Annotated in this window: 11 protein-coding genes and 1 tRNA gene; 11 read left to right on the top strand and 1 reads right to left on the bottom strand. The window is 64.3% G+C overall.

Annotated features, from left to right (window positions below; translation table 11 throughout):
* The first annotated feature begins 35 nt into the window (after positions 1 to 35).
* The 3 genes from GFD18_RS04545 (at position 36) to GFD18_RS04535 (ending at position 5,101) form a co-directional block, all read left to right on the top strand.
* Positions 36 to 2,402 (top strand): hypothetical protein, encoded by a 2,367-nt coding sequence (locus GFD18_RS04545; protein ID WP_163198341.1) that lies wholly within the window; start codon positions 36 to 38, stop codon positions 2,400 to 2,402.
* Positions 2,402 to 3,409: a hypothetical protein gene (locus GFD18_RS04540; protein ID WP_163198339.1), complete on the top strand. Its 1,008-nt coding sequence runs from the start codon at positions 2,402 to 2,404 to the stop codon at positions 3,407 to 3,409. Before GFD18_RS04545 ends, GFD18_RS04540 begins: the two co-directional genes overlap by 1 nt.
* Positions 3,410 to 4,132: 723 nt before the next feature.
* A complete protein-coding gene (locus GFD18_RS04535) occupies positions 4,133 to 5,101 on the top strand; it encodes a tetratricopeptide repeat protein (protein ID WP_100510124.1) in 969 nt (322 codons plus the stop codon).
* Between the two features lie 2 nt (positions 5,102 to 5,103).
* Here the strand turns inward: GFD18_RS04535 and GFD18_RS04530 are convergent, their stop codons facing one another.
* Positions 5,104 to 5,721 (bottom strand): CYTH domain-containing protein, encoded by a 618-nt coding sequence (locus tag GFD18_RS04530; RefSeq protein ID WP_163198337.1) that lies wholly within the window; start codon positions 5,719 to 5,721, stop codon positions 5,104 to 5,106.
* Between the two features lie 356 nt (positions 5,722 to 6,077).
* Here GFD18_RS04530 and GFD18_RS04525 point away from each other — a divergent pair, with 356 nt between their 5' ends.
* The 8 genes from GFD18_RS04525 to argS all read left to right on the top strand — a co-directional run bounded on the left by GFD18_RS04525 (position 6,078) and on the right by argS (position 14,115).
* A complete protein-coding gene (locus GFD18_RS04525; RefSeq protein ID WP_225432887.1) occupies positions 6,078 to 7,598 on the top strand; it encodes an amino acid ABC transporter substrate-binding protein/permease in 1,521 nt (506 codons plus the stop codon).
* The gene (locus GFD18_RS04520) at positions 7,595 to 8,455 is read left to right on the top strand and encodes an amino acid ABC transporter ATP-binding protein (RefSeq protein WP_163198335.1); all 861 of its coding nucleotides are present in this window, start codon (positions 7,595 to 7,597) and stop codon (positions 8,453 to 8,455) included. Before GFD18_RS04525 ends, GFD18_RS04520 begins: the two co-directional genes overlap by 4 nt.
* Before the next feature lie 206 nt (positions 8,456 to 8,661).
* Positions 8,662 to 8,734 (top strand) — tRNA-Arg (locus tag GFD18_RS04515).
* Positions 8,735 to 8,976: 242 nt separating this feature from the next.
* The gene (locus tag GFD18_RS04510; RefSeq protein WP_163198333.1) at positions 8,977 to 9,378 is read left to right on the top strand and encodes a Rid family detoxifying hydrolase; all 402 of its coding nucleotides are present in this window, start codon (positions 8,977 to 8,979) and stop codon (positions 9,376 to 9,378) included.
* 148 nt (positions 9,379 to 9,526) lie between these two features.
* A complete protein-coding gene (locus tag GFD18_RS04505) occupies positions 9,527 to 9,709 on the top strand; it encodes a hypothetical protein (RefSeq protein ID WP_163198331.1) in 183 nt (60 codons plus the stop codon).
* Between the two features lie 33 nt (positions 9,710 to 9,742).
* Positions 9,743 to 10,711 (top strand): hypothetical protein, encoded by a 969-nt coding sequence (locus tag GFD18_RS04500; RefSeq protein ID WP_163198329.1) that lies wholly within the window; start codon positions 9,743 to 9,745, stop codon positions 10,709 to 10,711.
* Between the two features lie 214 nt (positions 10,712 to 10,925).
* A complete protein-coding gene (locus tag GFD18_RS04495) occupies positions 10,926 to 12,275 on the top strand; it encodes an amino acid permease (protein WP_163198935.1) in 1,350 nt (449 codons plus the stop codon).
* A 61-nt stretch (positions 12,276 to 12,336) separates the two neighbouring features.
* A complete protein-coding gene (argS, locus tag GFD18_RS04490; RefSeq protein WP_163198327.1) occupies positions 12,337 to 14,115 on the top strand; it encodes an arginine--tRNA ligase in 1,779 nt (592 codons plus the stop codon).
* The last annotated feature ends 202 nt before the right edge of the window (positions 14,116 to 14,317 follow it).

Genomic DNA, 14,317 nt, shown 5'->3' with positions numbered 1-14,317 from the left:
CGAGGTGCATAGGGGATTGTAGAATGGCAGACAATATGAGTGACATGAACCTGCAGCATCAGGATGACGACAGGAACTCGGCGGCCGCCCGCGAACAGGACGCGAAGCAGGCCGCGGCATCATCCTCACAGCATTCTTCTTTCCCGGCGGACGCCTCCGCCGATGACGTCAGCATGCCTGAAAACGTTGGAAATTCGCCGTTCGACAAGCTGTATCGTCCGCCGTCGCTGGACGATATCGTGCTCGGCGCGGCCTCGCCGGACGATTCGGGGGAATCCGGCAGCAAGGCCCGTTCCACGGGCGAGCTGAGCCTGTTCGACCTGGCCGGCGTCCGGGGCGACAAGACGAACCGTCCCGCCGGCAGGCGCGACGACGTTTCCGTATCGGCGCCCGCGTCCGTGTCCGCTGCCGACGACGTTGCGTCGGACGCCTCGAAGTCCGCCGGTGCGACGGCGACGGATCCCGATGCAGTCTCGCATGATGTCGATTCCCACGCCGACGTGCCGTCCGTGTCGCCGGAATTCGAGGCGACCGCCGACTTCCCGTCCGTCTACGATTCCAGCGTCTTCGCCGTTCCCGCGACATCGGGCGGCGACCGTCCGTATGACGGCGGCGCGGCTCCGGCCGCGAACGCCGATGCGGCCGCCGCGGAATCCGACGGATCCGACAAGGACCTCGAAGACGACACCATCAACCGCGACGACGTCGAACAGCACAGGGGACTGTTCGCCTTCGCGTTCGGCGGCCGCCGCAGGCGGCGCCACGGACGCGACGCCGAAACGCCGGACGATGCGCAGCCGTCGGCCGAAACGCAGACGGCCGGCGTCGCCGGGACCCAATCGAACGTTGCACCCGAAACGAACATCGCGCCCGGATCGAATGCGGCAGACGAAACGAACGGTGCGCCCGAATCATCGAACGCCGATGCCGAGGCAACGACGGTGTTCAAGCCGTCGGACGTCGCCGACCTCGCCACCATGGCGATCGCTCCGGTGACCGGTCCCGAACCCGAATCCACGGCCGCCCTCGCCGGTGGCGACACCGATGACGATGCGTCCTCGGCCGAGGACGCTACGCCCGCGCCGAAGCTGAGCGACGAGGAACTCGCACAGATCGCCAAGCAGCGTCACGCCAAGCGCAAGAAGATCCTGCGCGGCATCGTCACGCCGATTCTCGCCGTATTGGCCATCGCATCATTCGTGTTCGGCGCCCTCAACATGACCATCTGGAAGCCGAACCCGCACGTCGCCGTCTCGGCGAAGACGACCACGCAGTATGTCGTCAGCGATCCCGGCGTGCTGGCGCTCGCCGACAACACCGTCGACATCACCGTCAAGGGTGCGGCCGACGCGCAGGTCTGCGTCGCCGTCGCCGCGCCTCGCGACGCGACCGGCTGGCTTTCCGGCCAGCAGTACACGCGAATCAGCGGATTGGAGACCTGGCAGAAGTTCTCCACGCAGCAGACGAAGATCGACGCCGACGATTCGGGAAGCGGCTCGTCGTCCGCGGCATCCTCGTCCGACGGCCAAGGCGACGGGCAGAGCGTCGCCTTCCAGGACTCCGACATGTGGGAATCCGTGCAGTGCGACCAGGGCTCCGCCACGCTCAAGTGGAAGGAGGCCGGCAGCGACCGCGTCGTGCTCGTCGACGCCAATGCCGGCTCGACCGGTGCGAACGCGGCGGCCGACGCCACCGTCACCATGAGCTGGACCCGTGCGCAGGTGCCCGACTTCGCCACGCCGTTCTACTTCGTGGGCGGTCTGCTCGTCGCCATGGCCGTGCTCGTCGCCACCATCTTCTCCATCGAGGACCACCGACGTCGCAAGAAGCAGGCCGAATCCCCGGTCGAACCCGAACCGGAGCCGGAACCCGGCGAACACCCCCACTGGATGCACGGCCGTTCCGAATCGTCGTCGCGCCGTCGAGGCGAACGCCGTCACTCCCATCGCCGCTCCCGCCGGCGTAGGAACCACGAGGCCGAACTGGCGGCTGCGGCCGTCGAAAATGTAGCCGCAGCCGGCGAAACCGCCTCCGGTCCCGCGATTCTCGACGTCACCTCCGTCAACATGCTCGAACAGCAGGCGCCGGACTCCGACGCCGCAAGCGGACCAGGCATCGAATTCGCGACGGGGGAGACCGACGCCCACGGCGTCGACGCCGTCGAACCGAACGGTGCCGACGCGGGCGGCAGCGGCGATGACACCGAGGTTGGAACCTCGACGTCGCAGATCACCGCCGACGAGCTGCAGGACTACTTCGCCCGACTGGCTGCGGAGAACGCCGCCAACCAGGCCGCCGCCAACGCCGTCGAGGAGTCGAGCGAAGCGAACGATTCCTCAGCCGATGGAAGCGCCGACGAGAACACCGACGAAACCGACGAGACAACCAAGGAGGGCAAGTGATGAACGCCTCGAAACTGCGCCGCGTCGCCACGGCATCCCTCATCGTGGCCATGCTGCCGATGGTCGCCGCATGCGAGGAACGCGTGCCGCAGGTGACCACGCCGACCGCCACCGCGTCCGCGCCCGTCATGACCGAGGCCAAGGAGCGCAAGATCCGTACATCGGTTCTCGACACCCTCACCAAGGCCGATCAAGCCAAGGACGCCAGCGGACTCTCCGAACGCGTCGAAGGGCCCGAGCTCGCCGTGCGCACCAGCCAGCTGACCATCGCCAAGGCCACCAACTCGCTCGACAAGCGCAGCACCATTCCTTCAAAGATCAGCCAGACGGTGATTCCCACCGACTCCAGCTGGCCGCGCTCCGTCTTCACCATCACCACCACCACCGACGACCAGCAGTCGCAGCGACTCCTCGTCCTCAACCAGGAGGACGCCCACAGCAACTACAAGCTCTGGGCCGTCGCGCGACTCTTCCAGGGCGCTCAGCTGCCCGCCTTCGAAGTCCCCAAGCTCGGCTCCTCCATGGGCACCGCCAAGGACACCGGACTCGTCGCCACCCCCGAGGACGCCGTCGCCCACTACGCCGACGTCCTCCAGAACGGCGCCAAGAGCCAGTACGCCAAGGAGTTCGGCGACGACCAGCTGCGTGACGACCTCACCGAGCTCACCGCCACCGTGCAGAAGGGCATCGCCGCCAACAAGGGCACCCAATCCCAGAAATTCACCGTCGAGCCCGACCAGATCCGCATCATGAGGGCCGCCGGCGACAACGGCGACCTCGTCGTCGCGCAGATCAACTCCGAATGGGTCCGCGCCGCCGGCGAAGGCCGCGAATCCCTCCCCGCATCCGACGCCGAAAAGGCCCTCTTCGGCAAGGGCAAGGCCACCAGCACCATGAAGGTCACCTACGTGAACGTCGTCGCGCTGTACGTGCCCAAGCAGGGAACGGACGCGAAGATACAGGCTGTCGGCGCCGAACGCCAGCCCATCAAGGTCGAAGCCCAATGATGGAGCGTCTTCGGCTCGGCAGAAGGTTCGAAGTACCGGTCGTACGTCTTCACCTTCTGCCGAGCCGAATCCGCACGCATCATTGAGAGCTGGGTACGCCTTCATCTTCCACACGACGAAAGCCGCACGCATCATTGAGAGCTGGGGTACGTCTTCACCTTGCGCTCCGTGCAGGCCACACGCATTACTCCATGACGGAGCGTCTTCGGTGTGCATGAATCATCTGATATGGGTGTGATCGTCGATTCATGCGCCGTCGCCGCGTTCACGAATGTGTGATCATCGTTGTATCCCGTGGTTCGTGGGTGAATAATCCGCTCACGAATCACGGGATATTTATATATTCGGCGATTCGTGTGATGAATTCCGATAATCGAATCGACTGATGCCAATGCATCGGACGATTCGTGAACAGGGAGGATGTGCACGAATCGCAAGATATATACGTAATTCGTGATCCATGCATGATTTTGTCGTGCGCGAATCGTTGGATAGCGGCATATTCGACGATTCGTGAGCAAGGAGATTGCGGATGAATCGGCGTATAGCGGCATATTCGGCGATTCGTGCGTATGGGGCATGTGCGAGGATCGGCGAATACGGTCATATTTCGCCATTCGTCCGAAAAAACCCGCGAAAACGGGGCATGCTGTCGCAAACGTTGGTAATACTAATCAGTAGCAAGACGACCATCGTGCGATTAATCGCGTAAGGAGCATCATCATGGCGGAGCAGCCGAAGTTCAATCCCGGTCTTTCATTGGCGGGCGCGGTCGACCTCGAAGCGTTGAAGCATAAGGTCGACGCCGAGGCCGGCGAGGCCGGAGGCGCGCCGGCCGCCGGCGGCTACGTCATCGACACCGACGAAAGCACGTTCCAGGCCATGGTGCAGACCTCGGCCACGTTCCCCATCCTCCTGCTGCTGTGGGTGACGAACGACGACCGCTGCTTCGACGTCGCTCGCAAGCTCGGCGATGCCGTCAACAAGCTCGAAGGCAAGATCCAGCTGTCCCGAATCGACATCGCCAAGAGCCCGACCATCGCCCAGGCGCTGCAGGCTCAGGGAGCCCCCGCCATCTACGGACTTGTCGGCGGCCGTCCGATGCCCATCATGCAGGGCGTGCCCTCCGACGCCGAGATGGAGCAGATCACCGGCACGCTGATTCCGCAGATCATCCAGATGGCGCAGCAGGCCGGCGTCACCGGCACCGCGCCGTACCAGGAGGCCGGCGCCGCATCCGAGGGCGCCGACGCCGCGGCCGGCAAGAGCGCCGAGGAACAGATTCCGCCCGAACACCAGAAGGCCCACCAGCTCGCCCAGGAAGGCGACTACGCCGGCGCCGCCGTCGAATACGCGAAACTCATGGAAGCCGACCCGAACGACGCCCGCGCCGCCCGCGAACACGCCAAGGCCCTGCTGCTCGCCCGCTCCGCCGAAGCCGATGTGCGTACCGTGCGCGCCGCCGCGGCCGACAACCCCGACGACGTGGAGGCGCAGCTTGCCGTCGCCGACATCGACATGATCGGCGGTCAGATCGAGGATGCGTTCAGCCGCCTGCTCGACTTCCTCGCCGGGCACAAGGCCGACGTCGAACCGGTGCGCAAGCGTCTGCTCGAATACTTCGCCATCCCCGCCGCCGACGACGCCCGCGTGGCGCGTGCCCGTCGTCGTCTCGCCACGCTGATGTACTGAGGCTACTCCATACGATTGCGTCCGAAGAGCTGTGAGAAATGCGCGCCGTAGCGCTCCAGCTCTTCGTAGTAGTCGTCCCGCCAGGTGATGAACGGCTTCGACGCCAGTCCGTCGTTGTAGAAGCGCTGGTCCTCCGTCACCTCGGCGGTGCAGAACGAGGGGATCGTCAGGTTCGTCACCGGGCTGGAACGCTCCACCTGCGCCAGAATCAGTCCCGAATTGTTCGCGCCGAACACGTCGATCTCCCAACCATCCTCACCAAGCCAGACGCTATAGCGGTTCTTGATGATGGGCGTTCCCCCGCGCAGCACGAGCTCGATGGCGATGTTCGCGTCGATCGTGCGTTCCGCCTCATAGCGGGTCCCTCCGACCGCGTTCCCCTGCACGGTGACGAACGCCTCCGAAAAATGCTCGCGATACTGCATCAGCGTGGTCAGACCATCGGCCTGCGGCCCCATCGGCACGCGGATGTCGCGTGAACGCAGGCGGATACGCAGCGCGAATCCGTCCTGATGCACGAAATAGCTTTGCACAATCAGCGTGGGGGCGTCCCCGTCGTCGTATTCCACGGGGAATTCACGGCAGAAAAAACGGCGCTCGTACTGAAAATCGTCGGACATGGCACCATCTTACGAAAACCGTGTAATAATTGCGAAAAATTTTTGCAAGGCCCATGGTTTCGGGATGCCCCCGTCCGGATTCCACGGGCTTGTGTAAAATCAGTCTTCTTAATCCTTGTCTTTTCGTGACGTCCGCATCATGACCGCACGACGGTCGGCGGACGGCCTCCCGAGGATCCTCGAAAAACAGGCGCGACGCCGTCACAAGGCCATGCGGCCCGATATGCCGCATGCATGTGGAACCACGGCTCACACGGCACGTATGACGCGGCGGACGAACGGCGCCGAAGGATTGGTTACAGAACCGAAAACTACGGGAGAGTAGGATTACCTCGTTTTGTAAAGGAGCTCAATGTATGCATATTGAGAAGTTCAATGCTGCCGTGATGCGGCGCGCCACGCAGTGGCGACGCGCATTCGGCATGCTGCTGGCCCTCGTGCTGTGCGTGGCCGGCCTCGGCACCGTCGGCGTCTCCTCGGCGCAGGCCGCACAGGTCTCCGAAGTGCAGGGCAAGACGTTCAAGGTCGCCACCGACACCACGTTCGCGCCGTTCGAATTCCGCGACTCCAGCGGTCAGATGGTCGGCATCGACATGGACCTGCTGCACGCCATCGCCAAGGACCAGGGCTTCAACGTGCAGATCCAGTCCCTCGGATTCAACGCCGCGCTGCAGGCGATGTCGTCCGGCCAGGCCGACGGCGTGATCGCCGGCATGACCATCACCGACGAACGCAAGGCCATCTATGATTTCTCCGACTCGTACTTCCAGTCGGGCGTGCAGATGGCCATCGCCAAGAACAACGACGCCATCAAGGGCTACGAGGACCTCAAGGGCAAGACCGTCGTGGCGAAGACCGGCGCCGAAGGCGAGATGTTCGCCAAGAAGAACGCCGCCAAGTACGGCTACACGGTCAAGTCGGTCGACCAGTCGGCCACGATGTACGAGATGGTGAAGTCCGGCAACGCGGACGCCGTCGTCGACGACTACCCGGTGCTCGCCTACGGCATCCAGCAGGGCAACGGGCTCAAGACCGTCACCCCGAAGGTCCCGGGTGGCGACTACGGCTTCGCGGTGAACAAGGGCCAGAACGCCGACCTGCTCAAGGCGTTCAACGCGGGCCTCGCCAACCTCAAGAAGTCCGGCGAATACGACAAGATCCTCGCGAAGTACCTCGGCGAGGATTCCAGCGTGAAGCCGGCCACCGCCGACTCGACCGCGAAGAAGAGCTTCATCGACCTGGCGAAGGACGCGTTCCCTGCGCTCATGACCGGTCTGAAGAACACGATGCTCATCACGGCCATCTCGTTCGTCATCGCGCTCGTGCTCGGCATCGTGCTCGGTCTCGTCCGCGTCTCGCCGAACAAGCCGCTGTCGTGGGTCGCCCGCGTGTACGTGGCCGTGTTCCGCGGCACGCCGATCCTGGTGTGGGCGTTCTTCTTCTACTTCGGCATCCCGCAGATCATCGGCCACAGCATCAACATCTGGGTGGCCGGCGCGCTCACGCTCTCGCTCAACGCCGGCGCGTATCTTGTCGAGATCGTGCGCGGCGCCATCGAGTCCGTGAACCACGGCCAGATGGAAGGCGCGCGTTCGCTCGGTCTGAGCTACAACCAGGCCATGCGCAAGGTTATCCTGCCGCAGGCCGTGAAGATCGGCACGCCGGCGATCATCAACCAGCTGGTCATCATGCTCAAGGACTCCTCGCTGCTGCTCGCCATCGGCTTCGGCGAACTGCTGTACCAGGCCCAGCAGATCTACGCGGCCAACTTCCGCGTCACCGAGACGCTGCTCATGGTCGGCGTCATCTACTTCGTGGCCATCACCCTGCTGACCTGGCTGGCCAATATCGTCGATCGGAGGATGAACAAGCGATGAGCGCGACGAACGAAACCACGGTGAACGAAACCACGACGGGCGGCGCCGCGGAGAACGCAGCCGCAACGCACGAAACGCACCAGCCCGAGGTCGCCTCGGCCGCCCCCGCGGTTCCCGAGCACAAGGGCCAGGTCGTCATCGACGTGCGCGACCTGCGCAAGACCTTCGGCAAGACCGAGGTGCTCAAGGGCATCGACTGCCAGGTGCACGCCGGCGAGGTGATCTCCATCATCGGCCCGTCCGGCGCCGGCAAGTCCACGTTCCTGCGCTGCCTCAACGGCCTCGACACCCCGACCTCCGGCTCGGTGATCGTCAACGGCTACGACATCGCCGACCCGAAGACCGACATCGACAAGGTGCGCACCCAGATCGGCATGGTGTTCCAGCACTTCAACCTCTTCCCGAACATGACCGTGGCCGAGAACATCATGCTCGCGCCCACGCTCATCAAGAAGGTGCCCGCCGACCAGGCCCGCGCCCGCGCGCTCGAACTGCTGCGCACCGTCGGACTCGAGGAGAAGATCGACGCCAACCCCGACTCGCTCTCCGGCGGCCAGAAGCAGCGCGTGGCCATCGCGCGCTCGCTGGCCATGGACCCCGACATCATGCTGTTCGACGAGGCCACGTCCGCGCTCGACCCCGAGATGGTGGGCGACGTGCTGCAGGTCATCCGCGACCTGGCCAACAAGGGCATGACCATGCTGCTCGTGACCCACGAGATGGCATTCGCCCGCGAGGTCTCCACGCGCGTGATCTTCACCGACGCCGGCATCATCGAGGAGGAGGGCACCCCGGCCCAGATCTTCGGCAATCCGCAGAGCCCGCGCCTGCGCTCCTTCCTCTCCAAGGTGCTGTAGAAAGGGTAGCGGAACGGTCTGCAAATTCCGGATTCGGGGCTGGGGCCGCGAATCCGGAGACGAAAACGCGAGTTGCGGGGCTTTCGGTCTTTTCGGAGCGAAGCCCCGCAACTCGCATTTTGATTGCCAAGGTCGCTTGTTTTCGTCCGATGGTTGTGTAAACTAATGGGGTGCGTGTTCGCGGGAGGTCCCGCGGACAGGTGTTCGGGTTCGTAGCTCAGTGGATAGAGCGTCTGTCTCCGGAACAGAAGGTCGTGGGTTCGAATCCCATCGAGCCCACGAGACTGTTGGAATTCCAACGTTTTTTTGATATTTATTTCTCGTATGTGCCATAAAATCGGGTACTCATCGGGTATGTGAAATGGTTCAGGGCCTTGCTTGCGTTTCGTGACCTGTGTTCCGTTCCTCGCCCATATGGCGGTCGTTCGTCGTTGACGGCGCGCCATACGCCGTACAATCCGTGACTACGAAATACTTCGATACTTCGTATGTTCGTGTTATTCGCATAGAAGGGAATCATCATGGTAGACAAGCTTGAGGAAGTCGCGACCGCCTACGCGCCCGCCGCGCTCGGCGCATACAGCCAGGCGGTGAAGGCCAACGGCTTCGTGTTCGTCTCCGGCCAGCTCGGCATCGACCCGCACACCGGCGAGCTCGCCGGAGCGACCGCCGGCGAGCAGACCGCGCAGGCCCTGAAGAACATCAAGCACATCCTCGACGCCGCCGGCAGCGGCATCGAGAACGTGGTGCGCGCCACCATCTATATGAAGAACGTCGACGACTTCAAGGAGATCGACGGCGAATACGCCAAGGCTTTCATCGGCTCCGTGAAGCCGGCCCGTGTGGCGTTCGGCGGCAACAACATCCCCAAGGGCGCGCTGGTGGAGATCGACGCCATCGCCGTGCTCAACGACGTCGACTGATTGCCTGCTGCTCTCACGTCCCTGGTTCCCATCCGTTGTTCGATACATGACGGACGGGAACCGGGGACGTTGCTATATTCCGGTCGGTTTTCACGCACGCGTGCGTTATGACCGCCATGGCGGTATCCAAAGGCCTACAATACAAACCATGTTTCTCGTGTTGATGTTCGCCCTGACGCTCATATCGGCAGCGGTGCTGATGGCAGGCGTGAGACTCATGCGCGCCAGGACGAGGATTCCCGTGTATCCGCTCGGCCTCGCGCTCGCCGTGGTCGGCGGCGTCGCGACGGCCGCGTTTCTGGTGATCTTCATCGTCTACGCCGTCGGATGACGCGTGATTGAATGACGCACGATCGGGTGACGAATGAGCGTACGACGAATCTGCACACTGCCGGCGTCGGTGACGATGCTGAGCCAGGGCAATCTTCAGAATCTGGCCTATGTAGTGGTCGGAACCATCGGTGCGTTGGCCGCGGTGGGCTGCCTCGCCCGATGGCTCACCCGTCTTTCGCGCGAACGCGAATACTACGCGCGGCAGGCGGCCCTGGCCGCGAAGCCGGCGCGGCGCGGCGTCATGATGCCGGTCGGCATGACGCCGATGGCCGCACGCATCGCGAACTTCGTGCTGTGGTACGTCGGCACGGCGGCCGCCGGTGTGCTGATGGCCGCATCCAGCGCGGCGGGGGAACCAAGGAAAAGCGTGACGCCGAGCATGCTGGAATCGGCCTGCGGCATCAGCGACATCCGTTCCGACGGCCGCATGTTTCAGGCGTTGGAGGATCTTGATTATCCGATGTATCGCGGCGTCTCCTCATATGGCGACATCACGTTCGTGCATGACGGACGGCGGGTTGCGGGCGGCGTGAAGCTGCTGAACGGTCAGGCCACCGTCTATCAGGGGGACTTCCACGGCAGCATGGCCCCGCATGTGGAATCCACATGGTTTTCGTTGGGATTCATCGCATTGTTCGCGGTGGTCGTCGCGTTGCTGATGCTGCTGTGCGCGTTCATCCTCATGACGAATCGGGACGAATCGCAGCCGGGGGTCGTGGAATCCGGCGGCATGCGCATCGAAGACGTGCAACACGACGACATAAGGACGAACCGGCCGTTCGCCCATATCTACGAGCATCCCAAGGTGCTGTTCCTGATGCTGCTGGGCGTATTCATATCGTGCACGTTCATGGCGGTCAGCCTGCCGACGGTCGACGCCCGGTGGGTGGTGCCGGCGACAGCGGTCGCGATCGTGATGAACGTGGCCGCATTCGTCGGGCCGTTCATGCTGGTGCGCCGCGTGATGACGAGGACGAATCGGAAGGGGCCGGCGGCATGAGGTCGGCGCGGGCCACCGGCTTTGGCTGGGTGGATTACCGTTTTTGGATGGCTTGCGGTAGTCTTCTGGGGTGACGAAAGAACAGCAGCGCAAGGCAGAGCCGCAGGATACCGTGGAATCGAACGATACCGCGAAGCCGCGGAACGCCGCAGGGCCCCGAACCGCCGCGACGACGAAGACGCAGGAACCCGAGGCCAACGGTCTCGAACGCAAGATGGAATCACGCCACCTGACCATGATCTCGCTCGGCGGCGTCATCGGCACCGGACTGTTCCTGAGCTCCGGATACACGATCCAGCAGGCCGGACCGCTCGGCGCGATCCTCGCCTACGCCATCGGCTCGATGCTCGTGTACTTCGTGATGCTCTGCCTCGGCGAGCTTTCCGTGGCCATGCCGTACGCCGGCAGCTTCCACCTGTACGCCAACCGGTTCATCGGACCGGGCACGGCGTTCACCATCGCGATCCTCTACTGGCTCAACTGGGCCGTGGCGCTCGCCTCCGAATTCACGGCGGCGGGCCTGCTCATGCAACGTTGGTTCCCCGGCAGCCCGGCATGGGTGTGGAGCGCGGTGTTCATCGTGGTCGTCTTCGCCCTGAACATTCTTTCCGTACGCCTGTATGGCGAATCGGAGTTCTGGTTCGCATCCATCAAGGTGTTCGCCATCGTGGCGTTCATCATCATCGGTCTGCTGGCGATCTTCGGGGCGATTCCCATCGCCGGATACGACCATGCGCCGCTGTTCGGCAACTTCGTGTCCGACGGCCTGCTGCCCAACGGCATCGCGCCGATATTCTCCACGCTGCTTACGGTCGTGTTCGCGTTCTCCGGCACCGAGGTCGTGGGCGTGGCCGCAGGCGAGACGAAGGACCCGGGCGCGGCCATCCCGAAGGCCGTGCACACCACGGTGCTGCGCCTCGCCATCTTCTTCATCGGCTCGATCGCCGTGATGGCCGCGCTGATTCCCTGGCACAAGTCCGGCGTGGAGACCAGCCCGTTCGTGCTGGTGTTCCAGTCCATCGGCATGCCGTTCGCCGGCGACGTGATGAACTTCGTGGTGCTGACGGCCGTGCTTTCGGCCGCGAACTCGGGACTCTACGTGTGCTCGCGCATGGTGTGGTCGCTGGCCAAGGAGCGGATGCTGCCGATGAAACTCGCCAAGACCAACTTCCGCGGCGTGCCCGTGTTCGCCGTCATGGTGAGCATGGCCGGCAGCCTGCTGGCGCTGCTCTCATCGGTGATCGCGGCCAGCACCGTGTATCTGGCGCTGGTGGCCGTCTCGGGACTGGCGACCATCGTGGTGTGGGCGTCGGTGGCCGTATGCCAGATCCGCTTCCGTCGTCAGTGGGTGGCCGACGGGCACAGTGTGGACGAATTGGGTTACAAGGCGCCCGGATACCCGTTCGTGCCGTGGGCGGCCATCGTGATGTGCGCGCTTGCGCTGGTGCTCGTGGTGCTCGACGAATCGCAGCGGTCCACGTTGTACTACATGATCCCGTTCGTGGCGCTCTGCTATGCGTTCCACTACGGGCGCGAGGCGTGGCGTCGCAAGCACAAGAGGTAGGCGGGCCGGCGGAAGGCCCTGCGGCTGTCAGGCTGTCAGCGTTGCCGGTAGACTTTGAAGAATGAGTCCTGAAGCGCTTAGTGAACTGATTTCCGCAATTGCCCACGACCTCGCCGCGGCCGGCACCGCAGGCGAGCTCACCGCCGACCTGATCCCCCCGGTCGAGAAGATCACCGTGATGCGTCCGAAGGATCGCGCACACGGTGACTGGGCCACCAACATCGCCATGCAGCTGGCCAAGAAGGCCGACATGAAGCCGCGCGACCTCGCCGAGCTGTTCGCCCCCGAACTCGAGAAGAACGACGGCGTCAAGTCCGTGGAGATCGCCGGCCCCGGCTTCATCAACATCACGCTCGACTCCGCCTCCGCCGCCGGCATCGTCGACACCGTGCTCGAGGCCGGTGAGGCGTTCGGCCGCAACGAGCATCTGAACGGCAAGACCCTCAACCTCGAGTTCGTCTCCGCCAACCCCACCGGCCCCATCCACATCGGCGGCACCCGCTGGGCCGCCGTCGGCGACTCCATGGCCCGCGTGCTCGAAGCCAACGGCGCCAAGGTCGTGCGCGAATACTACTTCAACGACCATGGCGAGCAGATCAACCGCTTCGCCCGTTCGCTGGTCGCCGCCGCCCACGGCGAGGAGACCCCGGCCGACGGCTACAAGGGCGCCTACATCGACGAGATCGCCCAGCGTGTGATCGACGAGGCCAAGGCCGACGGCATCGACGTGCTCGCCCTGCCGCGCGTGACCGCCGAAGACGGTTCCGAAGGCGACTCCGAACAGCGCGAGGAGTTCCGCAAGCGCGCCGTGCCGATGATGTTCGCCGAGATCCAGAAGTCGATGAAGGAGTTCCGCGTGAACTTCGACGTCTGGTTCCACGAGAACAGCCTCTACCAGGACGGCGAGGTCGAGAAGGCCATCGCCGACCTGCGCGAGCGCGGCGACATCTACGAGAAGGACGGCGCCACCTGGTTCGCCTCCACCAAGCACGGCGACGACAAGGACCGCGTGATCATCAAGTCCGACGGCAACGCCGCGTACTTCGCCGCCGACATCGCCTACTACCGCAACAAGCGCCACCGCGACGTGAACCCCGCCGACGTGGCCATCTACATGCTCGGCGCCGACCACCACGGCTACATCGGCCGCATGATGGCCATGTGCGCCGCGTTCGGCGACAAGCCGGGCGAGAACATGCAGATCCTCATCGGCCAGCTCGTCAACGTGATGAAGGACGGCAAGCCCGTGCGCATGAGCAAGCGCGCCGGCAACGTCGTGACGCTCGACGACCTCGTCGAGGCCATCGGCGTGGACGCCGCCCGCTACTCGCTGGCCCGCACCGACTACAACCAGAGCGTGGACATCGACCTCGACCTGCTCGCCAGCCACACCAACGAGAACCCCGTGTACTACGTGCAGTACGCACACGCGCGCAGCTGCAACGTGGACCGCAACGCGGCCGCCGCCGGCGTCACCACCGAAGGCGCCGACCTCGCGCTGCTCGACACCGAGGCCGACGGCGACCTGCTCGCCGCCCTCGCCCAGTACCCGAGCATGATCACGCTGGCCGGAGACGGCCGCGAGCCGCATCGCGTGGCCCACTACCTCGAGGATCTGGCCGGCCGCTACCACAAGTGGTACGCCGCCGAACGCGTGGCCCCCATGGCCCTGACCGACGCCGAACAGCGTCTGCCCGAAGCCGAGCGCGCCGCCCTCGAAATCGCCAAGAGCCCCGAGCCGGCCCGCGCCGCCGCCCGACTGCGCCTCAACGACGCCGCCAAGCAGGTCATCGCCAACGGCCTCGACCTCCTCGGCGTCACCGCTCCGGAAAAGATGTGATGCCCTTCGGACCTCCGCTGTTCCGCGACGGGGCTCGATAGGGTCGTCCCTGTCGCGGAACAATCCACTGATTCCGGACATTCCGGGGTTTGTGGGTCCATCCGATCATGAGGGAGCCGAAAACCAGCTCTACACGATCGGATTAGATCCCACAAACCCCTTTATGATTGCGCTCGCCGTATCTCCATCGTCACGTATTCCT

Origin of the sequence: Bifidobacterium saimiriisciurei (assembly GCF_010667655.1) — a bacterium.
GTDB lineage: Bacteria > Actinomycetota > Actinomycetes > Actinomycetales > Bifidobacteriaceae > Galliscardovia > Galliscardovia saimiriisciurei.
Note: the sequence above shows the minus strand (reverse complement) of the source record. Positions and strands in the feature narration are given on the sequence as shown.

Excerpts from the sequence above, each read along its gene's own strand:
- argS (WP_163198327.1), top strand. The coding sequence starts at position 12,337 with ATGAGTCCTGAAGCGCTTAGTGAACTGATTTCCGCAATTGCCCACGAC.
- GFD18_RS04520 (WP_163198335.1), top strand. The coding sequence starts at position 7,595 with ATGAGCGCGACGAACGAAACCACGGTGAACGAAACCACGACGGGCGGC.
- GFD18_RS04535 (WP_100510124.1), top strand. The coding sequence starts at position 4,133 with ATGGCGGAGCAGCCGAAGTTCAATCCCGGTCTTTCATTGGCGGGCGCG.
- GFD18_RS04495 (WP_163198935.1), top strand. The coding sequence starts at position 10,926 with ATGGAATCACGCCACCTGACCATGATCTCGCTCGGCGGCGTCATCGGC.
- GFD18_RS04525 (WP_225432887.1), top strand. The coding sequence starts at position 6,078 with ATGCATATTGAGAAGTTCAATGCTGCCGTGATGCGGCGCGCCACGCAG.
- GFD18_RS04530 (WP_163198337.1), bottom strand. The coding sequence starts at position 5,721 with ATGTCCGACGATTTTCAGTACGAGCGCCGTTTTTTCTGCCGTGAATTC.
- GFD18_RS04500 (WP_163198329.1), top strand. The coding sequence starts at position 9,743 with ATGAGCGTACGACGAATCTGCACACTGCCGGCGTCGGTGACGATGCTG.
- GFD18_RS04540 (WP_163198339.1), top strand. The coding sequence starts at position 2,402 with ATGAACGCCTCGAAACTGCGCCGCGTCGCCACGGCATCCCTCATCGTG.
- GFD18_RS04505 (WP_163198331.1), top strand. The coding sequence starts at position 9,527 with ATGTTTCTCGTGTTGATGTTCGCCCTGACGCTCATATCGGCAGCGGTG.
- GFD18_RS04545 (WP_163198341.1), top strand. The coding sequence starts at position 36 with ATGAGTGACATGAACCTGCAGCATCAGGATGACGACAGGAACTCGGCG.
- GFD18_RS04510 (WP_163198333.1), top strand. The coding sequence starts at position 8,977 with ATGGTAGACAAGCTTGAGGAAGTCGCGACCGCCTACGCGCCCGCCGCG.